Annotated in this window: 21 protein-coding genes; 6 read left to right on the top strand and 15 right to left on the bottom strand. The window is 50.6% G+C overall.

Features of this window, described 5'->3' with window-relative positions; genetic code table 11:
* Positions 1-204 precede the first annotated feature (204 nt).
* The 4 genes from lepA to gpr form a co-directional block, all read right to left on the bottom strand.
* On the bottom strand, positions 205-2,016 hold the full coding sequence (gene lepA / locus MKZ24_RS12745) for a translation elongation factor 4 (RefSeq protein ID WP_340783466.1): 1,812 nt from the start codon (positions 2,014-2,016) through the stop codon (positions 205-207).
* Between the two features lie 222 nt (positions 2,017-2,238).
* Positions 2,239-2,757, bottom strand: a complete 519-nt coding sequence (locus MKZ24_RS12740) for a hypothetical protein (protein ID WP_340783464.1) — start codon at positions 2,755-2,757, stop codon at positions 2,239-2,241.
* A gap of 30 nt (positions 2,758-2,787) precedes the next feature.
* Positions 2,788-4,200: a stage II sporulation protein P gene (locus MKZ24_RS12735; protein ID WP_340783462.1), complete on the bottom strand. Its 1,413-nt coding sequence runs from the start codon at positions 4,198-4,200 to the stop codon at positions 2,788-2,790.
* Between the two features lie 159 nt (positions 4,201-4,359).
* Positions 4,360-5,370: a GPR endopeptidase gene (gene gpr / locus MKZ24_RS12730; RefSeq protein ID WP_340783460.1), complete on the bottom strand. Its 1,011-nt coding sequence runs from the start codon at positions 5,368-5,370 to the stop codon at positions 4,360-4,362.
* Positions 5,371-5,550: 180 nt separating this feature from the next.
* On the opposite strand from gpr, the gene rpsT reads away from it, so the two are divergent.
* Positions 5,551-5,823: a 30S ribosomal protein S20 gene (gene rpsT, locus MKZ24_RS12725; RefSeq protein ID WP_039309591.1), complete on the top strand. Its 273-nt coding sequence runs from the start codon at positions 5,551-5,553 to the stop codon at positions 5,821-5,823.
* Positions 5,824-5,989: 166 nt separating this feature from the next.
* Here the strand turns inward: rpsT and holA are convergent, their stop codons facing one another.
* The 5 genes from holA to MKZ24_RS12700 form a co-directional block, all read right to left on the bottom strand.
* A complete protein-coding gene (holA, locus tag MKZ24_RS12720) occupies positions 5,990-7,009 on the bottom strand; it encodes a DNA polymerase III subunit delta (RefSeq protein WP_340783456.1) in 1,020 nt (339 codons plus the stop codon).
* Between the two features lie 287 nt (positions 7,010-7,296).
* Positions 7,297-8,556, bottom strand: a complete 1,260-nt coding sequence (locus MKZ24_RS12715; RefSeq protein WP_340783454.1) for a zf-HC2 domain-containing protein — start codon at positions 8,554-8,556, stop codon at positions 7,297-7,299.
* Positions 8,553-9,104, bottom strand: a complete 552-nt coding sequence (locus MKZ24_RS12710; RefSeq protein ID WP_039309588.1) for an RNA polymerase sigma factor — start codon at positions 9,102-9,104, stop codon at positions 8,553-8,555. The genes MKZ24_RS12715 and MKZ24_RS12710 overlap by 4 nt, the downstream gene beginning before the upstream one ends.
* Positions 9,105-9,382: 278 nt before the next feature.
* Positions 9,383-9,625, bottom strand: a complete 243-nt coding sequence (locus MKZ24_RS12705) for a hypothetical protein (RefSeq protein ID WP_042238617.1) — start codon at positions 9,623-9,625, stop codon at positions 9,383-9,385.
* 200 nt (positions 9,626-9,825) lie between these two features.
* Positions 9,826-10,467, bottom strand: a complete 642-nt coding sequence (locus MKZ24_RS12700) for a bifunctional 2-keto-4-hydroxyglutarate aldolase/2-keto-3-deoxy-6-phosphogluconate aldolase (protein WP_042238620.1) — start codon at positions 10,465-10,467, stop codon at positions 9,826-9,828.
* Positions 10,468-10,809: 342 nt separating this feature from the next.
* On the opposite strand from MKZ24_RS12700, the gene MKZ24_RS12695 reads away from it, so the two are divergent.
* The 4 genes from MKZ24_RS12695 to MKZ24_RS12680 all read left to right on the top strand — a co-directional run bounded on the left by MKZ24_RS12695 (position 10,810) and on the right by MKZ24_RS12680 (position 12,878).
* On the top strand, positions 10,810-11,763 hold the full coding sequence (locus tag MKZ24_RS12695; protein WP_042238622.1) for a sugar kinase: 954 nt from the start codon (positions 10,810-10,812) through the stop codon (positions 11,761-11,763).
* A gap of 102 nt (positions 11,764-11,865) precedes the next feature.
* Positions 11,866-11,988 carry a hypothetical protein gene (locus tag MKZ24_RS12690; RefSeq protein WP_269322077.1) on the top strand — a complete coding sequence of 41 codons (123 nt, stop codon included), beginning with the start codon at positions 11,866-11,868 and terminating at the stop codon, positions 11,986-11,988.
* 109 nt (positions 11,989-12,097) lie between these two features.
* On the top strand, positions 12,098-12,526 hold the full coding sequence (locus MKZ24_RS12685; RefSeq protein ID WP_340783445.1) for a hypothetical protein: 429 nt from the start codon (positions 12,098-12,100) through the stop codon (positions 12,524-12,526).
* A gap of 127 nt (positions 12,527-12,653) precedes the next feature.
* Positions 12,654-12,878, top strand: a complete 225-nt coding sequence (locus tag MKZ24_RS12680; protein ID WP_156123315.1) for a hypothetical protein — start codon at positions 12,654-12,656, stop codon at positions 12,876-12,878.
* A 284-nt stretch (positions 12,879-13,162) separates the two neighbouring features.
* Here the strand turns inward: MKZ24_RS12680 and MKZ24_RS12675 are convergent, their stop codons facing one another.
* The 6 genes from MKZ24_RS12675 to MKZ24_RS12650 all read right to left on the bottom strand — a co-directional run bounded on the left by MKZ24_RS12675 (position 13,163) and on the right by MKZ24_RS12650 (position 18,908).
* Positions 13,163-13,684, bottom strand: coding sequence for a phosphotransferase-like protein (locus tag MKZ24_RS12675; protein WP_042238627.1), 522 nt, complete (start codon positions 13,682-13,684; stop codon positions 13,163-13,165).
* A 348-nt stretch (positions 13,685-14,032) separates the two neighbouring features.
* On the bottom strand, positions 14,033-15,058 hold the full coding sequence (locus MKZ24_RS12670; RefSeq protein WP_340783440.1) for a LacI family DNA-binding transcriptional regulator: 1,026 nt from the start codon (positions 15,056-15,058) through the stop codon (positions 14,033-14,035).
* 509 nt (positions 15,059-15,567) lie between these two features.
* A complete protein-coding gene (locus MKZ24_RS12665) occupies positions 15,568-16,434 on the bottom strand; it encodes an IS3 family transposase (RefSeq protein WP_340783437.1) in 867 nt (288 codons plus the stop codon).
* An 11-nt stretch (positions 16,435-16,445) separates the two neighbouring features.
* On the bottom strand, positions 16,446-16,763 hold the full coding sequence (locus MKZ24_RS12660; RefSeq protein WP_340783434.1) for a transposase: 318 nt from the start codon (positions 16,761-16,763) through the stop codon (positions 16,446-16,448).
* 496 nt (positions 16,764-17,259) lie between these two features.
* Complete coding sequence (locus tag MKZ24_RS12655; protein ID WP_340783431.1) at positions 17,260-18,375, bottom strand: hypothetical protein; 1,116 nt, start codon at positions 18,373-18,375, stop codon at positions 17,260-17,262.
* Entirely contained in the window at positions 18,372-18,908 is a 537-nt protein-coding gene (locus MKZ24_RS12650) for an RNA polymerase sigma factor (protein WP_052416673.1), read from the bottom strand. Before MKZ24_RS12650 ends, MKZ24_RS12655 begins: the two co-directional genes overlap by 4 nt.
* Positions 18,909-19,156: 248 nt before the next feature.
* Here MKZ24_RS12650 and MKZ24_RS12645 point away from each other — a divergent pair, with 248 nt between their 5' ends.
* The gene (locus MKZ24_RS12645) at positions 19,157-20,146 is read left to right on the top strand and encodes a LacI family DNA-binding transcriptional regulator (RefSeq protein WP_340783426.1); all 990 of its coding nucleotides are present in this window, start codon (positions 19,157-19,159) and stop codon (positions 20,144-20,146) included.
* The last annotated feature ends 7 nt before the right edge of the window (positions 20,147-20,153 follow it).

The following is a 20,153-nucleotide window of genomic DNA, read 5'->3' as shown; positions in this document are numbered from 1 at the left end:
TTTGCAGCCTCTGCTGCTGAAAAGTAAGAAGAAACGGCTGCGCCGCCCTGCTTAGGACGGCACCCGTTTCTGCGAGAAATAAGCGATGATTATTATCTTAATCCTGTTCCTCCGGGAAATATAATATTCCCAGAAAAGGGAAGCCCTACGGCTTCCCTTGCAGGTCTATAACCCAGCTGTCAGCTCCAAGGAGCTTGCACACTGCTACTCAATCTGAAGCACAGCCATGAACGCTTCCTGCGGCACCTCTACGCTGCCGACTTGCTTCATGCGCTTCTTACCTTCCTTCTGCTTCTCCAGCAGCTTCCGCTTACGCGAAATGTCACCGCCGTAGCATTTGGCCAGTACGTTCTTGCGCATCGCCTTAACGGTCTCGCGCGCAACCACCTTCGTACCGACGGATGCCTGGATCGGCACCTCGAACATCTGGCGCGGGATAATGCCGCGCAGCTTCTCGCAGATGACCCGGCCGCGGTTATAAGCGCGGTCGCGGTGAACGATGAAGGACAATGCATCGACCTGCTCATTGTTGAGCAGGATATCCATCTTCACCAGATTCGACTGGCGGTACCCGGAAATCTCATAATCGTAGGAAGCATAACCCTTTGTTCCCGATTTCAGCTGATCGAAGAAGTCATAGACAATCTCGGACAGCGGAATCTCATACGTAATGGTTACACGGTTCGTATCCAGATACTCCATGTTAACGAATTCGCCGCGTTTGTTCTGGCATAGCTCCATAACTGTACCCACGAAGTCGTTCGGTACAATAATTCCTGCCTTCACATATGGCTCTTCAATGAAGTCAATCGTCCCGATCTCCGGATAATGCGACGGATTGTCGATCTGAATGGTCTCACCGTTAGTCAGCTTGATGCGGTAAATAACGCTTGGTGCTGTAGTAATCAGCGGCAGATTGAACTCGCGCTCAATCCGCTCCTGAATGATCTCCATGTGCAGCAGTCCAAGGAAGCCGCAACGGAAGCCAAAGCCCAGAGCACTGGAGCTTTCCGGCTCGAAGCTAAGGGAAGCATCGTTCAGCTGCAGCTTCTCCAGCGCTTCACGCAGATCATTATAATCAGAGGTCTCAATCGGATACAGACCACAATAGACCATCGGATTGATCTTGCGGTAGCCCGGCAGCGGTTCAAGCGTCGGATTCTTGGCATCCGTTACCGTGTCACCGACACGCGTGTCGCCAACATGCTTAATCCCGGCCACAATGAACCCGACATCGCCGATGTTCAGCTCAGGCACAATGGTCATACGCGGCATGAATGCCCCGACTTCGATAACTTCAAAGGTCTTGTCGGTTGCCATCATCTTAATCTTGGAACCGGCACGGATACTTCCGTCCATAACGCGGACATAGACGATAACGCCTTTGTACGGGTCATAGTGGGAATCGAAGATCAGAGCCTTGAGCGGTTCTTCGGAGTTGCCTGTCGGCGCCGGAACCTGCTTAACGACCTGCTCCAGAATCTCCTTAATGCCGATGCCGGCTTTGGCGGAAGCCAGAACCGCTTCGCTCGTATCCAGCCCGATTACATCCTCAATCTCCTGCTTCACCCGGTCAGGGTCGGCATTCGGAAGGTCAATCTTGTTGAGCACCGGAAGAATCTCCAGATTGTTATCGAGTGCCAGATACACGTTAGCCAGGGTCTGGGCTTCAATCCCCTGCGCTGCATCCACTACCAGCAGTGCGCCTTCGCAGGCGGCAAGACTTCGGGATACCTCATAGGTGAAATCGACATGCCCCGGTGTATCAATCAGATTCAGATAATAATCCTGTCCATCGTCGGCACGATAGGTCAGGCGTACAGCCTGCAGCTTAATGGTGATGCCGCGTTCGCGCTCCAGATCCATTTGGTCGAGTACCTGCTCCTGCATTTCACGCGAAGTGAGCGCACCTGTATACTCCAGAATGCGGTCAGCCAGTGTCGATTTGCCATGGTCTATATGTGCAATAATCGAGAAATTGCGAATTTGTTGTTGTCGTTTCTGAACGTCAGTCATTCCTTACCCCCACAGACAGCCTAATGTTAATCCTCTTATTATAACAGTACGGGCTTCACCCATCAATCCCGCCAGCTGCGGGAAAATAAAGAAACACCCGGGGCAGCCAAAAATCACAGGAGAATCCGTAAAAAAGAACGGCTGCACGCTCCAATTCAGCGGCAACCGTTGCATAATGATATATTAACCTCCAAAGTCTGTCCGGCTGCACACGGGCCCCCTTCACTCCTCCGATGAATCGAAGAGGGAGACTACCCAGCGGATGCTTTTCTGCGAAGCCTGCTGCAGCAGGCCGGCCGTCTTGTCCGCGAGCACATCTACGGTCGGCTTCTGTTCCTCAGGAATCAGAATCTGCTCAGGACTGAGGGTAGTGTAGTCCTTCACTTCCTGCTGCGGAAGGCTCCCCGTGCCGGCTGCTGTATCCGTACCAGCTGCAACTGGCTGCTGCACAGGCAGTACCTTGTAGGCCCCGGTAGCCGGATCAATGACAACCGGCACATACACATAGGCTTGCCCGCCCTGAGCCCTACCCGCGGCCGGAAGAGACGCGGCTCCCGCTGTACTGCTCTGCCCAGCCTGGAGCTGTCCACCGGCCGAAGAAGTATTCCCGGCCATAGTGTTCCAGCCCGGCAGCACGCCGGAGACTCCTGAACCGCTGCCCCCGCCGAATTGCAGACCCACCAGAAGCCCGACTCCCGCCCATATCCCGACCATGACCAGCTTTTTACCGAACCGCGTCATATTCTCCGCTCCTTTTTCAAGTGAATTAGCTTAGGAAGCACCGCCTGCGGATGTCTTCGCGCTCGTGCCCTCCAGTTTGACATCGCCCTGTTCAGGCGCCGCCGCTTTCTCTGCATCCCGGCTGGCCCAGTACACATCAGCGATGGCATCTGCCAGAATATCTGCTGTCCGCTTCAGCTCTTCGGCAGAATTATCGATTCCGCCTACCTCAATCAGCACGCTGTTCGGGGATAGTGTCTGGTTATACTCCCCATTATTCCCGTTTCCTGAGGATTTCCCCCATATGCCACGGGATACTCCCGGATAATTTTTCTCCAGCAGCTGATGAATCTGATTGGCGAAGGCCTCATTTTGCTTCCAATTCTTATTCGCATGCCCGAGGATGAAATACACCTGCGCATAATTTTTACCGTTAATTTCTGCAGTGGTTTTGCCATGCCGCTGCGAGTCGCGGTGGATATCGATCAGCTCGCTCATTTCCTGATTGGCGGCCATCGCCGATTTAACAGTCATTCGTGAATATTTATAGGAGAAGTTCCAGTTATAATCCGGCACCTCCGTGGCGTAATCCTCCTGTGCATGGACAGTTCCTATCCCACGGGCTTCCAGCCGCTTGGCAATATATGATCCTACCAGCATTACATTCTTGGAAGGAACCGCAGAGCTTGGATTATCGCTTACTGCGCCAAGCAGAGGATTATAGGCCTCACGGGGATGGGAATGATAGATTAGGATACGTTTGATCGAGGTATCCCCGGTACCGTTCTCCGCATCTCCGCTCCCGGAATAACCTTCACTCTCACCAGGGTCTGTAACCGTACCGCCTGAATCCGGTGCAGGCGTAGCCTCCGGCTGCACAACTTCTCGGCCCGGGTTGTCCGTTTCGCCTCCGGCAGGCGGATCATTGGTCCCCGCCTCTGTGCCTGGGCCCAGGTCCGTTCCCGGATCAGCACTGGTTCCCGATTCCCCACCAGCCGCTAACTCATCGACACCGGGATGATAATCCGCAGGCGCCCCCGCGGTACCTGTCCCCCCGGAGCCTTCCCGGAGCAGGAAGGGATCATCTGCTGCAAGGCCGGGCATCTCACGCGATACCAGACTCTTGGGATCGCCCGGGTCCACACTGGTAAGCAGCCGGAATACGAAGGAGGTGACCTTGTCGCCCGAGAATGCTGAAGGCTCCTCACCCTGCGGCAAATGCGGAACCTCCATGCCCAGCAGCTCCATGAAGAAGCCGCTGGAGAGTGATGCAGCCAAGCCCTTCATAGAGGGAATGGGTGAAGAGTTCAGCTTCTGTCCGGCCAATCCGCCGGCTCCAAGCAGCATGAAAAATACAAGTGAACCTCCGGCCAGCAGCAGCATCGTTCTCCCCAGCGACAGAACATCTAGCAGCCTTCCCCGCAGCCGGCCAATATTCCATAGCTGAAACCATTTTCTGTTCATGATTGTTATGTCCTCCTCTAAGCCCTCTGTAATCTCTCATACTCCAAATCTATGAGCGAAAGAGTAATGCTAGAACCTTAGAATGAGAGGACATAGAGAAGACCCGCAGGCAGTGCTGCCTTGCGGCAGACTGTGCGGGCCTATGAAGAACGGTGCAGATTAGTGAGTATAGGCTCCAACATTGCCCGGATCTACCGCTTCATGCAGTGCAGCGTTGAGTCCACTGGCGACAATATTGGCGATCTCTTCAATGAACTCGTCGATCTCCTTGGGGGTGACGATCAGGTCATGCCCCAGCGGTTCAAGCACTTCCTTAACCAGCGCCAGCCGCTCCTGCTCGGAGATATCATCCAGCAAGCCCATAATCTCTTTGGTATGGGCACCGCCGCCTTCCATATTCCCGAAATGATTGCTCATCATCTCCAGCACGTTGTTGACGATGGTAGAGGCGTAGCAGACAGTAGGGACACCGATGGCGATGCAGGGAACACCTAGCACCTCCTTGGTCAGACCCCGCCGTTTGTTGCCGATGCCTGAACCCGGATGGATGCCGATATCGGCAATCTGGATCGTTGTATTGATTCTTTCCAGCGAACGGGAGGCCAGGGCATCAATGGCTATAATCACATCCGGCTTCGTACGGTCTACAATCCCTTGTACAACCTCACTGGACTCAATGCCGGTCAGGCCGAGCACACCAGGGGCAATCGCACTCACATTCCGGTAGCCGGGGGAGACCTGATCAGGAACCAGTTCATAGAACTGCCGGGTAATCAGCGAATTCTCTACGACCAGCGGCCCAAGAGAGTCCGGAGTTACATTCCAGTTGCCAAGCCCCACAATAAGTACGGAGGAGTTCCGGTTAATGCCGATCCTGTCCAGAAAATGCTCAAATTCACGGGCAAACACAGTGGAAACCTTCTGCTGCAGGCCGGTATCGCCTCCGCGCAGTGCAGGAACCTCCAGCGTCACGTAGTTGCCGATGGCCCGTCCGATCGCCTGGGAACCGGCATTGTCTGCTACAGCAAGCCGGGTAACCTTGATGCCATCTGCTTCTTGCACTTCTTCATTGACGCCGGGAATGGGCACATTGGACCGCGCCTGAGCCATTTCCTTTGCTTCCACTGCCAAATCCGTTCGTACCGAATACAGCTGAAGATCCAGTTCCATTATTAGTTCAGCCTCCTTAAGCATATTGCCGATAGTGTGCGAGAGAAAGCCGCTGTTTATACAATCCCCGGTGCTATAATTCAAAAGCTTTTAGTGTTGCTTTTTGCTACCCTTCATGCTAAACTATTTTAAGTTGTGAATCATATGATGATTTCGAATGTCTTCCAGGAGGTGAATGCAATGCCAAATATCAAATCCGCGGTTAAACGCGTCAAGACGATCGAGAAACGCCGTGCACTGAACGCTTCCCAGAAGTCCGCGCTTCGTACAGCTGTGAAAACTGCTGATGTAGCACTGACAGGTACGGAAGTGGAAACTGCTCACGCTGCTTTCCAAGCTGCTTCCAAAAAGCTGGACAAGGCTGTAACTAAAGGCCTGGTTCATAAAAATGCGGCTGCCCGCAAAAAATCCCGCTTGGCTAAGAAATTGAACGCTCTGAAGGCTCAAGCTTAAGCCACGGGCGACAATCATAACGAGCACTTGAAGAACCTGACCGCTATGCTGCATACGGTTAGGTTTTTTTGTGCTCTTTTTTCATATACCGGAACACCCCAAGAGCCTGTCCACCCGCATTCATACGGAGCGGACAGGCTCTTGGGCTACCCTAACCTGTACCTGATTACACGCCAAGACGAAGCATAAACATCTCCAGCCCCAGCACTTTATCAATTGCGCCTGTCTTCATCTGATAATCAAGATCGGCCAGTATGCTGAGAATCTGCCGTAGACGCTGACTGCCGAACTTATGGGCCTGCTCTCCCGCAAGCTTGACTGCATACGGGTGCAGCCCGAGCTGGGAGGCAATCTGCCCTTGCGAATAGCTCAGACCGGACAGATCCTTGACCTGCAGGATGATCCTGAACTGCCGCGCAATCAGTGCCGCGATCTTGATCGGCTCCTCCCGCTGCTTCAGCAGCTCATAGAGTGTATTGAGTGCCTTATCGAGGCGCAGATTCGCAATATCCTCCACCAGCGTAAATATGTTCTGCTCCGTGCCGCGGTGGACCAGACTCTCTACTGCTGCAGCATCTACCTTACCGCCAGTACCCGCGAACAGACACAGCTTGTCCATCTCAGCCGACAGGCCCTGCAGGCTGGTTCCGGCACTTGCAATGAGCACCTCAGCTGTGCCCGGAGCAGCCGTACAGCCCCGGTCGCGGAAGCCCTTTTCCACCCAGCGCAGCAGCTCTTCCGCACCCAGCGGATTGAAGGCTAAGACGGTGCCGGAGGCCTTGGCGGTTTTGACGATTTTTTTGCGTTCATCCAGCTTGTCATTATTCACCATAAATACAATTACGCTGAATTCGGCAGGGTGCTGCATATAATCGCTCAGCAGCTCTACACGGTGTTCAATCTTGGTGTTCTCCTTACCTGCCGTGAATAGGGCGGCATCCCTTACCAGTAGCAGCTTGCGCTCTACCATAAACGGAACCGTCTCTGCTTCTTCTATGACGGCCTGCACCGGCGTTTCGGAGAGATCGAAGGGAATCACCGCGAAGTCACGGTCCTCTTTGGCTATCAGGTGTTCCTCCAGCATGGCCGTGAATTCATTCATCCGGAATTTCTCGCTGCCATACAGTACATACAGCGGTGAAATTTTCCCCTGTTTGATGTCTTTGGCCGCCGTTTTGGCATCCATCCCGCCACTTCCTTTTCCATTTCATTGCCTGGTTGTGTACAACGTACAACACATACATTCATACATTTTAACAAAAAAACGCCTGCAAACATAGACAAAAACGGAGCAACCTCGGCAGCCAGGGCCAAAGTTGCTCCGTTTCAGCGGCGCATCTATATAAACGACGGAGAGGGAAGCTCTAGAAACTTACCATCCGCCGGTCATACCGATGATACTCGCAAATCCAGTAATTCCTATCCTCATACCCTAGCATATTCCGCAGGTGCTTAAAAAGTTCCAGTTCGCGATTATTTATTGGACGTTGCCGCGTCCGGAGTAATCACGGGGCTGGACTGGGGGGAAACGGAAGCTGATGGAGCAACGGAAGGAACCGGTGCTGATGTCTCTGCCGGAACCGTATATGTCTTCGTTGCCTGCGTACCATCCTGCAGCTGTGTTACATAGGTGAACTGGCTGCTATCTTCCGACCACACGCCGGAGACCCACGTCCCTTCTATGGGCAGAGAATTCAGCGCAACCCGTCCTCCCTCTGCACTGCCTGCCGGAGCGCTGTAGATCACAACCTGCTGTCCTGCCAGCTCTGCCGTATAACGTCCATCCGGAGAAGACCATGAAGGCTGGGAAGCTACCAGCGCAGGCAGCAGACCGATTGGTCCAGGCTCCGCTGCGTTCGGGTCCTGCGGAGCACCTTCCTCCGGTGCTGCGGTATCAGCCGCTGCATCCTCCTGGACCATGCCCATGAATATCTGGCTCTGGGCAGCCGGATCAGCAGCACGGTCATTATTCCCGCTGCTGGCCTTCCGGGAATTCTCTGCCGGCGGTGCTGTGGCATTGCGTTTGGCGGAAGGAGCTTGCGTTGCCGGAGGCTCCTTGGCCGGAGCCGGACCTGCGTCTGCTCCGTCAGCATTGTCTGCAACATCCGCACTATCCCCGGCAGCAGGCCCTGTACTGTTCAGAGGAGCATCTTCTTCAGCATTCGGCTCCGCCGTGGCTTGTTCTGAGAAGAAGATCTCAGCGCCGCCGTCAGTGCTGTTGTTCTGTCCTGCATCTGCCGGAGCTGCATTGTCTGCGGCTCCCGTTATCATCTTAGAGGAAGCTTCACTTCCTGCTGCATTATACGCCTGATCCATATCCGCACCCGGCATGCTCTCCGGCAGGTTGAAGATAGCGAATAACAGAATCACCGCTGCCGCAGCAGCGCCGATGCCTGTCCGTGTTGCTATTGAAGCGCCCTTGGATTTCTTACCGCGGGTGCTTTGACGTGTAAAGGGAACAATCTTGGGATCTTCGGATCCCACCATAACAGGCTCCTCCCGGACGCCGCGGTCCAGCTGTTCTAGCTGCGGCAGGATAGAGTCGACCAGACTGAAGGGCGGCTTCACATCCGGTAGCTCCTCCAGTTGCCGGGAGAGCATCGTCAGCCGGTCAAAGACTTCCGCGCAGGAAGGACAATCGTCGATATGACGGAACATTTCAAGCATTTCTTCCTGACTGAGATCATGATCTAAATAGCGGTGCATCCATTCCATCACCTCCGCGCACTTCATCCTGACACACCACCTTTCTGATACTCCTGAAGTCTATTCTGCAGCTGTGCCCGGGCCCTGAACAGGTAGGATTTCACCGTGTTTAAAGGCAGATCCAGACAGTCTGCAATCTCGTTGTAAGAAAAATCCTGTAAATACCGGAGTACAATCACCGTCCGGTGATGCTCAGGAAGCTGATCGATCGCCTCGCGGATATCCTCTGCCAGGTACCCCGACATCACTTCGCGCTCTACGTTATGCTTATTATCCTGGAACACCATTTCGTGCTCATCGATAGAAACAGTAGGCTTCGTTCTCCGGAACTTGTCAATACAGATGTTCGTCACAATCCGCTGAACCCATGTTTTGAACTGGGCCTTCTCCTCATAGGAGCCGATCTTGGTATACACCCGGATTAATGCCTCCTGGGATGCATCCAGAGCATCCTGTTCATTATGCAGAATGTAGAAGGCCGTCTTATACACATGTCCTTCAATTTCTCGCAATAGGGTGATTAGAGCGTCGCGATCGCCCGCTTGAGCGGCTCTGATGAGTCCCTGCTCCACCACGAAGGTTCCCCCTCTCTATGCAATCTTACTGACGCGCAAGACTGCGAATTTGTTGCAAGCCTGTAATCAATATTTTTGGAATACCAAACTTGGATAATAACGCCATAAGGAAGACCTGGTTTCCGTTTCCTGCGGCTGCCGCAGACCGGTCCATAATCCTTACTAAGCATACAGGGGATGCTTCAATCATTCAAATACTCTTTTATAGAAGTTTGTTACAAAAATGACATGGAAAACAGGCAGACCCGCGCGATAACCCCCCGCGAATGAAGACTGCCCTATAATTTATAAAGTGTAGCTGCGCACAGCAGGAGGACGGCATAATTCTCTCTGGAATCATCATCAAGCACATATACTTCACCCTGCGTAAAAAGTTGCGGATGATTATAGTTCCGGTGCAGCTTATAAAAAGCCCCTGCAGTCACCCTGCAGCCGTGTACAGCGGAGCGGATTTCTATATACTCCGCCTCTTCCATATTCAAAGTGGGATACAGCTTGCTACGAATATCGTCGCCCGGCATGGCATCACCTTTCAGGAAAGCTCATCAATTTCGGCAGGTGCTTCAGCACCCCAGTCCTAGATGTAAGTATTGCCCTGATCAGCCTTTTTCCATCATTTACACATCCGGGAAATCAAGTAGACCAAAAAAATGCCCCGCCCAATAGAGGCAAGGCATTTCACATGGTATAAAGCTTCAGATCCGCGAACGGCTCTGCCAGCTTACAGACCCTGGATCTCTTTGAATTTCGCCACATACTGCGCAGCCAGTTCTGTGATTTGGTCATAACGGCCTTCTTTGGCCGGTGCAGTCAGGTTACCCCCGATGCCGACAGCGATACAGCCGTTCTTGATCCACTTCTCCATATTGTTCAGATCCACGCCGCCGGTAGGCATAATGTTCACATGCGGCATCGGGCCCTTAACTGCCTTGACATAATCCGGTCCGAACGCACTGCCAGGGAACAGCTTCAGTACATCCACGCCCAGCTTCAGGGCTTCCTTCATTTCATTCAGCGTCATGCAGCCCGGCATATAAGGAATGCCGTAAAGATTACACATCTTGGCGGTATCTTCTTCAAAAGAAGGGCTGACTACAAATTCCGAACCGGCCAGAATAGCGATTCTTGCGGTAAGCGGGTCGAGTACTGTACCTGCACCGATCACAGCGCGGCTTCCATATTCGGCAACGAGGCGCTTGATCGCCACATCCGCATCCGGAGTCGTGAAAGTTACTTCAATGTTGTTCAGTCCGCCTTCAATACAGGCTGCCGACATTTTATAAGCATCATCGGCATTATCCGCGCGGATAACGGCCACAACGCCAACAGACGTGATGTTCTGCAATACTTTGATTTTCTTCATTTAGAAACTTCCTCTCTGGGTACATTCTGATAAGAATATTTATTTAGATAAACTAATTTATCTAATTTACTAACAACAGGCTTTATCCTTCTAAGAAAATAGTAATAATATTGTTGCCATCAGTCAATATATATTTATGTGAACAACGGAATTACACTCTAAGGAAACGTATAAAAAGCTTATATATCAAGGAATTATGGCTTAAGGTACGCAACTTCCTAATAAAATAGGACCGCTGAATGAGTAATGCCATATTGTACAAAACCGTTTTATGTGATAATTTCAATTTATATTCTATCCCAAACCTTTATACGGGGTTCATTCTTTTAGGAGGAACTATTAATGAGTAAACAGCTGGATGCAGTCACATTCGGGGAGCCTATGGCCATGTTCTACGCTAATGAAGCCGGCCCCTTGCATGAGGTTACTTCTTTCTCGAAAGCGCTGGCAGGCGCGGAGAGCAATGTGGCCATCGGATTGTCACGCCTGGAGCACCTGACCGGTTATGTGACCAAGCTTGGCGAAGACAACTTCGGCCAATTCATCGCCTTGGCGCTGAATAAAGAGAAAATTGATACGGACAGCATTACAACAACCAAGGAGTTCTCCACCGGCATGCTGATCAAATCCAAAGTGCTGACCGGAGATCCCAAGGTTGAATATTTCCGCAAAAATTCCGCCGCCTCCAAGCTGAGCCTGGCTGACTTCAACGAGGATTATTTCGCTTCTGCAGGTCATTTGCATGTGACCAGTATCTCTTCCGCCCTCTCGGCTTCCTGCCATGAGTTCTCGCTGCATGCCATGGAATTCATGAAGCAGCGCGGCAAAACCGTCTCGCTCGACCCGAATCTGCGCCCGACCCTCTGGCCGGACAAAGAAACCATGGTCAATACCATCAATGACCTGGCGACCCGCTGCGACTGGTTCCTGCCGGGACACGGTGAAGGCAGAATCCTGACCGGCCTTGATACTCCGGAAGAGATTGCCGGTTATTATCTGGAACGCGGCGTATCCCTGGTTGTCATCAAGCTCGGTCCTGAAGGCGCTTATTACAAAACGTCCACCGGTGAAGAAGGTTATGTGGACGGCTTCAAGGTGGAGCAGGTTGTGGATACAGTCGGCGCCGGAGACGGCTTCGCCGTTGGCGTAATCAGCGCCATGCTGGAGAAGCTGAGCGTAGCCCAAGCTGTGAAGCGCGGCAATGCGATCGGCGCGCTCGCCGTAATGTCGCCTGGTGATATGGATGGGCTTCCAACCCGTGACGGGCTGGAGAAATTCATGAACGCTGGCGTATAATAGGCAGTTATCTGAAGCTGCCAGAACAGCCTCCCCCAGAGAAGTGTGATACAGCAAACAAGGGTGCCCAGGAGCCAGGCTAATGGCTTGGGGCACCCTTGTTTGGCAGAGCGGGATTGCGGCAGCTGCTATGAAATGGCGGCATCACGCCCAAGCAGTATCGTTGCGGACTGGAGAGACGTTATTCCGGCGATTCCGGCGATTCCGGCCATTCCGCTTACCTAACGGACTCAGTGCAGTTAGAATAAAATATGTCAAGGTACCGTTTTATTAATCAACTAACAGGAAACGTTTGTTCAATACATTTATTCATTCAATTACCTTGGAGGTTACCATGATAACTAATGAAGCGATGTCTACACTATTGCTTAAAACCAAACCTTCAGGGGCTAGTAATAACCATGAATACGCCCATTTTGTTGAATGGGATGGCTGTATTTTAATTAGTTGTTTTGCAAGAGATTTACCGAGTAGTTTCGATAAAACAACTTACTCAGACCGTACAGACTGCGAGACATCGATAAACCACTTGCACTTGGAGAACCTCTCTATAGCATTAGAATTAATTGACGTATGGGAAAAGACACTCCGTCGTAACTTCGCAGGGGAAGAACTTAATATTGTAGTTACTTGTGAACCTGATGGTAAAGAAGCTGTTGCTCGTTTTTATCAGCTAAGACCGGAGGAAGTTACCTGGTTGAATGAAGAAAATGATCTCGAGAATTATAACCATGAAGCAATACTTCTTCTAAAGGTGCATTAACCTAAAGGGAAACGAGAGCACCACGACATGATGGCAACGTCACTTTGGGGAGAGATATGCGTTGGTTCGATTTCATTTTAAGACAACCCAAGAATCAGAAAGTTTCTGTTTGGAAATAGTCTGCTACATGATTGAGGAGTTTGGTATCTCGGAGGAAGAGGCTGTCGACAGGATAAATGATATGTGGGAAGGAGTCAACTGGAATGATGATATCGAATCCGAAAATTATGATTTAAGATATCATGAGCATCCGAAAGACTGGGCGTGTATTATTTATTTTGGACATGAGTCACAATGGTGGAGAAAAGAGAAACCTGAATTAACTCCACGACCCTATAAAAAGTTGCGCTAACGGAGAACGATAGCTCAATAATACCAAGAAAGCAGCTGATTCATGTGATCGGCTGCTTTTATTCAATTAAAGGGCAGGACATTTAGTTGAACAAGAGAAGTGGAGGTTTTATGTCGCATTTGACGCATATTGCTCACTAGTGATTTCCAAAAGAGAGCTCGTTTTGAGGGACCCAATATAATAACCAACAGCTGTCTTAAACTGATACATAAAGTTTAGACAACTGTTGGTTTATTGAAATAACGTTTCCCTTTAGTGGAATGTGCGGCTCTGAGTAAAGAAATTCATATTTTTTCTGCAAATATACTTTTTAATATCAAATCTGCACATTCTTCGGAGGTGTTTAAATGAGTGTTGACAGTACAATTATATTGGATATCTTTTGCCATGATTTTATGTTGCCACTCAGATTGATCTTCAGTTCTATTTTCTCTTACAATATTTCTCTGACGGCAAATATCTAAAGGGCAAAATACTTCAACAATGAATAGTGGGTGCTCAGAAAATATATTCTTCACTTTTTCATAATGTGGTTTCAACTCAGGTCTTTCTACCATAATGCCATCAATAAGAACATTTTTCCCATGGTCAGAAAATAATTTAGCTGTATGATACATCATGATAATTGCTTCACTTAAATACTTCCAATAATCTTCACGGAGATAACGTTCACCTATCATTTCTTCAAAAAGGTCATTAGCAACAACATAAAAAAATTCGTTCGATTTTAACTGTAAAGCATCTACTATTGATGTTTTTCCAGCACTTGTAACACCGTTTAAAAATACGATTTTACCTCTGTCCATTCTTTCAATACTCCTTAGTAGTTAAATTAATTCCATTTTAACATTGAAATCAAAAGTTTGGAAATAAAAAACAAATAGAATATAACTATACTCCCCGTTCGCTAAAGAAGATCTTTCATCGACTCGAGAGTCATAGTGATCGTTGCACAGTACGAAGATATTCTGTAATAAAAGAAAGCGTGCTTATTCAACGGGGAACGATAGCAATAAACCGCCTTTCAACGAAGGCGGTTTTCTTATGGTTAAATATCAACATTAGAATTTAACATAGCCAATAAAAAAGAAGCGCCCCATGAAGCCACAGGGCTTAAAGGACGCTCCTTTTGGTACAATCGTTTATAAACCGTTTTATTTCTTCAGCACTGGCGGGCGGACCGACTGGCCCTGCTGCAGCGAAGGCGGAAAACGGTAGGTAATCGGCACAGAGCCGTCCGCATCGTTGATCAGGGAGAGCATAATCTTCGCAGCCTGCATGCCCATCTCATAAGCCGGCTGGCGGATCGTAGTGATGTCCGGATTATAGATCCGGGCGAACTCAGCATCGTCAATCCCGATGACGGACAGCTGGCCGGGAATGGCAATGGCATTACGGTTCGCGTACTTAAGGATCTCGCCCAGTACAAGATCATTGGCGGCAATCAGCGCTGTCGGCGGCTGGGGAAGCCGCAGCAGCTCATCAAGTGCGGTGGCGATTTCTTCCCGCGGCACACTGCGCATATAGGTATCCTGCAGCGGCAGGCCTGCTTCCTCCATAGCCTTTTTGTATCCGCTCATCCGCTCTTTGCGCGGGGTAATAGCGTTCAGGCCAAGCGGCAATGACAAAATGGCGACTGCTTCATGCCCGTGCTTGGTCAGCTCCCTGACCGCTGTCTTCACCGCCATCTCGTTATCGAGCAGCAGGCTCTGGGTCGAGATCCCGTCTACCAGCCGGTCCATGAAGACCAGCGGGTATTCCGCTTCAATCAGCTTAATGTATGGCGCAGGCTGATCTCCGGTCGGGAAAATAATCAGACCGTCCACCTGGCGGGCGACCAGGGTCTCCACATAAGTATTCTCCTTATCCGCATTCTCGTCAGCGTTGCAGATAATGACCTGAATTCCGTGGCGCTGCAGCTCATTCTCAATCGCCCGGATACACTGGATGGACAGCGAGTAATCAATATTGGCCACAATAATACCCACCATATGCGTACGGTTCTGCTTCAGGCTGCGGGCCAGTCCATTCGGCTGGTAGTTAAGCTCATCAATAACCTCAGCGATACGCTGTCTGGTCGCTTCACTCATATATTTGAACCGTTTATTCAAAAATTGCGAAACTGTGCTTTTCGATACGCCCGCTTTCTGGGCCACATCTTCTATGGTCAGCTTTTTCATTTACCCCGCCCCACTCTTCTATATAGAACCAGATCTAGTTGTTACATTACCACTAAGATTACCTAGTGATAAACGGAGAAAAACTTTACTTTCTGATATTACCAAAAAGTATAGCTTTTTTTTAGTAAATTATCTAGAGGAATTGAGCTGAGGGCGCGAAAATTGGAACTATGCGGTGTCGAAGGCTAGGAAAGGCGATTCGCGATTGGGTGGATAGTGCCGGGGCATTAGCGGCGGGCAGGCGATGGCGATTGGCTAAAGAGAGTGGGCTAGCAGTGAAACATTACGATTGTGATTGCGGGTAGCAGATGGTGTGATATTGGGGTCGGCGGCCGGTATGGGCCAGTGGCGTGATATTGATGATCGGCTTGAGGTAGAAGACAAAGGGCGAACTTACTAAAAAGCGCAGCCAGCACGATAGGATCGGACTGAGATGCGCTTATATTCTCAAAAATCATCATTTCGCCGTGCTTGCGGACTCCATGGACCTCTGTCAACAAAGTGGACGTTCACGCGACCGATTTTCTGTTAAATTGCTCGGCAAAACGGGCAGGCGAAAGATACCCTAGTGCACTGTGGATTCGCTTGCGGTTGTAGTAAAACTCAATATATTGAAAAAGAGCCGTGTACGCCTGCTCCTTGTTTTTGAAACGCGGATTGCAGTAGATGAGTTCTTTCTTTAAAAGGCTATGCCAGGACTCCATACAGGCGTTATCGTAGCAGTTCCCTTTGCGGCTCATGCTTGCTTCCATGTGGTAAGCCTTCAATTGGTCACGGTACTCGTGAGAGGTGTACTGGGAACCCCGGTCCGAGTGGTGCAAGAGTCCTTTTCCCGGCCGTTTAGCAGTGTAGGCATCCTGTAAGGCATCCAGGACCAGACGGGTTTCCATATGGTCGTATAAACGCCATCCTACAATTTCACGCGTACACAGATCCATGACGCTCGCCAGGTACAGCCGGCCCCCACGGCATGGAATATATGTAATGTCTGTCACCCATACTGTATTGGGTGTAAGGACTTTAAACTGCTGGTTCAAGGTATTCGGGGCAATCGGATGGTTAGGGTTGGAGCTGGTAGTCTGGACACGATACGTCTTGGATACAATGGAGCGGAGCTTCATTTGCCGCATATACACACTTACGGTACGTTCCGTAATGGTAAAGCCCTCTTGATGCAGCAGCCGGGTGATCTTGGGACTCCCATATCGCCCCTTCTGATCCTTGAAGTGATAGTCTATTCGCTTCAGGATCGCCGCTTTTCGAAGCTTATACGCCGTTGAAGGGGATCCTGTCCGCCACTTATAGTATCCGCTCCTGGACACCTGTAGGATTTTGCACATCTTCTCCAAGCGGAACTCGGAGCGATGGTTCTCCATGAACTGGAATTTCAGTTCCTTGGTTTGCTGAAGATGTGCACTGCTTTTTTTACGATTGCGAGTTCTTCCTCTACATCGGACAGCTTGCTCTCTTTCTCTTGCAGTAACCGGTTCACTTCTTTCAACTGGGCTTCGAGTTCCCGGACCCGATCCATGCTGGCTGCCGGTTCATACTTCAGTTCCCGGTATTGGCTCATCCACTGATGTAGCGTGCTTTTGGGGATATTCAGTTCTTCCGCCAAATCCGCCACCGTTTTCGTTTGCTCTTGAATGAACTGCACGGTCTGCTTTTTGAACTCTTCGTTATAGCGTTGCCGATGTTCTCCCATTGAACACACCTCCGTTAGTCTCATTATCGGCCAGTCTGTTAACGGGCGTCCACCTTTTATTCTAACTGCACCAGTGCTCTTATTCACTGTAAGTCACCCAAAAACTGCGCAATTGGGAAACAATAAGCGCACTCCAGTCCGCAAGAGTGGTCAAATGTGCCAAATAGAGATAATAAGCGCTTTACAGTCCGTAAGGGATAGGAGTTTGGGAGCAAACCGCAGAATGTGAGAAGCTGGGGTGCTGAAGTGCTGGGGGCTAGAAATCTGAAAATCCGGATATCAGGAGTTGGGGCTTGAAATTTTGGATAATTTAGGAAATTAGGGGTTTGGGAGCAAAAAGAAGAGGTCCCCCGTAATCTCACCGGGCTTCCTCCTGCATCTCCTCGCATGCGTCAGCTCCGGAGCCTCGGGCAGCATCAGTCGACATCTAAGGCAGCACCAAGCTCCAACTCGCGCAATTCATAAATGCTCAATTTCCTTTTTGGGCTGGTGCAACTCAATGTCCGTACACCATGCTCTGCCATTCGGAGTCGGAATACCACTTCCGGCCGAGGAGGATCGCTACTTCCGCTTTACGTTTTGTCCCGTTCACTTCATAAGTAGCCGTCTGCTGCTGCCCCTGAATGTCCATGCCGATCTTGCTGTCCACGTCCTGAATTCCGCCTGTTGCCATGTCGTATAGCCGGCCATGGACGTCGTAACCGTTATGACTATTTTCGCTATAATAGACGAGCAACATATTATCATTCACTTTATCGATTGCAAGATAAGATCTGTATTCGAAGTGTTCATTCTTCAAAGTAAACAGATCAACCGGCGTAACGGTCTCACCGGCTGCGGCCGCAGTTACGTTAACGGCTGAGAGTTTTACCGGGGTTCTGATTCCGCCCTTGCCTAACGTATATGTGCTGCTGGTCATAACCACATGATCGCCGCCGGCAAAGATTACGCCTAATTCATAATAGCTCTGCGAACCTCCCGCATACAGCGGAAAGGAATAGATCCGCTTAGACGTAGCTTCTGATAGCTCAGGCTGACCCTTTGGAGACAGATATAATGTGTAAGGCTCAGTAGGATGTGTGTATTTGGGCTTACTGTAATTTACCATTGGCGGCGGAGGCGACCAGACAATTCCGGCTGATGTCTCGATGGCATGCGCTTTTGTCTTATCTCTGTTCGAAGGCAGCGGCATGTAATACTTCATCCCGCCAAACTCAAATTCCACAGAGCCAATCGGCGGATTGTAAGATTGCGGCGATGCGGAAGAAGTGGCTGCAGGAGATGCCGAAGGCTGAACTGCCGCTGCACCAGAACTTTGGTTGAAGATCGCCGCCAGCTGCCCCATCGGATTGCTGTCCCCCCATTGTCCGAACGGCCAGAGCAGCACGCCGAACAGCAGGACCGCTGCCAGTCCTCCCAAGCCTGCTATACGCCCGAACCGTTGGCGCTGCCCGCTTTTTCCCGAAGAACGCTTCTCGGCAGCCTGTTCGATCCGCGCCATTAGCTGTGGTGTAAAGCCCGGCTCGGCCAGCGGGTTGCGTCCAGCTTTGTCATACCAGTCCTTCGTCCCGCTCATCACATGTACTTGTTCGTCCCCGTACTCTCTCTTCACAGGTCTTCCTCCTTTATCGCCGTTCTCACTTTATTTCTGGCCCGGCCCAGCCGGGATTTGACGGTCCCCTGCGCGATACCGAGCAGAGCGGACATTTCCGCTACTGATAAGTCCTGCTGAATATCCAGCACAAGCACCTCTCTGTACTTATCCGGCAGCTCCATAATGATCTCCCAGATACGGCTCACATATTGATTGCCGATGGCCTCTTTTTCAGCAGACAGGGCTGCTCCAGTATTCTGATGATTACCTAGCGGAGCAAATTTCCGCCAGAAGCTGTTCCGCCTCCAGCTGAACGCGGTGTTGCGCGTGATGGTCAGCAGCCAGGTTTTCAAAGTGGCCTGGCCCCGGTACTTGCCGACACTCTTATATGCCTTAAGGAATACCTCCTGACTGATGTCACTCGCCTGCTCCCGGCTGCGGGTTAAGAAAAAAGCATAGTTCCACACATCCGGGCCGTAAGTCTCCATCATTTCCCGCAGGGTCATGGACGGAGCGATGGTCACGCTATAAGGCATCTCTCTACTTTGCATGCTTCTCTCTCCCCTCTCGCCCAATTAGACTCAGCAGATCAGAAACGGTTCCCAGTAAACCCCATATTCATGTCAAAAATTATTTACGTATAAGGAATGCATACGATTGTCCTCAAATTTACGTTAAAAAAATTTATTTTTTACGTTGTTTTTTACGTTTTCTATCGTAGATTCCCATTGAATGGATGATTATAATAACAGTGCCGGAAGTGATATGCAGCGGCAGCACGATAAAGCGGGGGATTCTTTTGAAGACTAAAAAAGTAACGATCACACATATCGCCCAGGCCATGGGCCTCTCACCTGTATCGATCAGCCGGGCACTCAGCAATCAAGCCGGAATCAGCGACGAGCTGAAGGCGGCCATTGTGCGGAAAGCGGCGGAAATGGGCTATATTAAGCCCAAAAAGCATACGCCTGCCCGAATTCTGGTGCTGCACCAGAAGCCCTATTCGCATGATAACAGCAATTTCAGCTATATGGTACAAGGGATTGAGCTCGCTTTGCAGAAGGCGGAGACCGATTACAGCATCGAGTTTCTGGATAAGGAGAATCAGAATAAGCTGATCCTCCCTTACCGCCTGAGCCGGGGCTTCAAGTTCGACGGGGTTATTCTGATCGGCAGATTTAATCTGGAATACGCCTCGTTTATCCATGAGCAGATTCCGAATCTGATTTTCTATACCGGTTATTCGCCAGCCTACGACTACGACAGCGTATGGTTCAGCTTCCTGGGCGCCGGCTATAAGCAGTGCAAATATCTGCTGGACCGGGGGCACCGCCGGATTGGTTTCATCGGAGATCCCAGTGCCTACCGTAACAAGGAAAAGAAAACGGGTATCACCTCTGCATTGGAAGAGCACGGGGTGCCTGTGGATGACAAGCTTTTTCTGGGGCGGGATGATACTCTTCACATGAGACTGTCCGGCCTTATTGCGGAAGGCCAATTGCCCAGCGCATTCATCTGCGATCATGATTTCACCGCGGTGGAACTCATCCGTGAGCTTCAGGAGCAGGGCATTAAAGTGCCTGGAGAGGTGTCGGTGCTCAGCAGCGGCAATACCGAGGTCTCGGCCTTCTCGCTGCCCGCTTTGACCACGATGGATCTGAATATCGAATATTCATGCCGCACCGTTGTCGCCACACTGCTCAAACGGATCGCTGAGCCCGGCAAACCTGCCGAGAACATCGCCATTCTCAGCACACTGGTGGAGCGTGACTCCGTGCGTGAACTGTAATTTTGTA

The organism is Paenibacillus sp. FSL R7-0297 (genome assembly GCF_038009025.1).
Taxonomy (GTDB): Bacteria; Bacillota; Bacilli; order Paenibacillales; family Paenibacillaceae; genus Paenibacillus_AQ.
The sequence above is the reverse complement of the archived record's forward strand: the minus strand, read 5'-3'. Positions and strand labels throughout refer to the sequence as shown.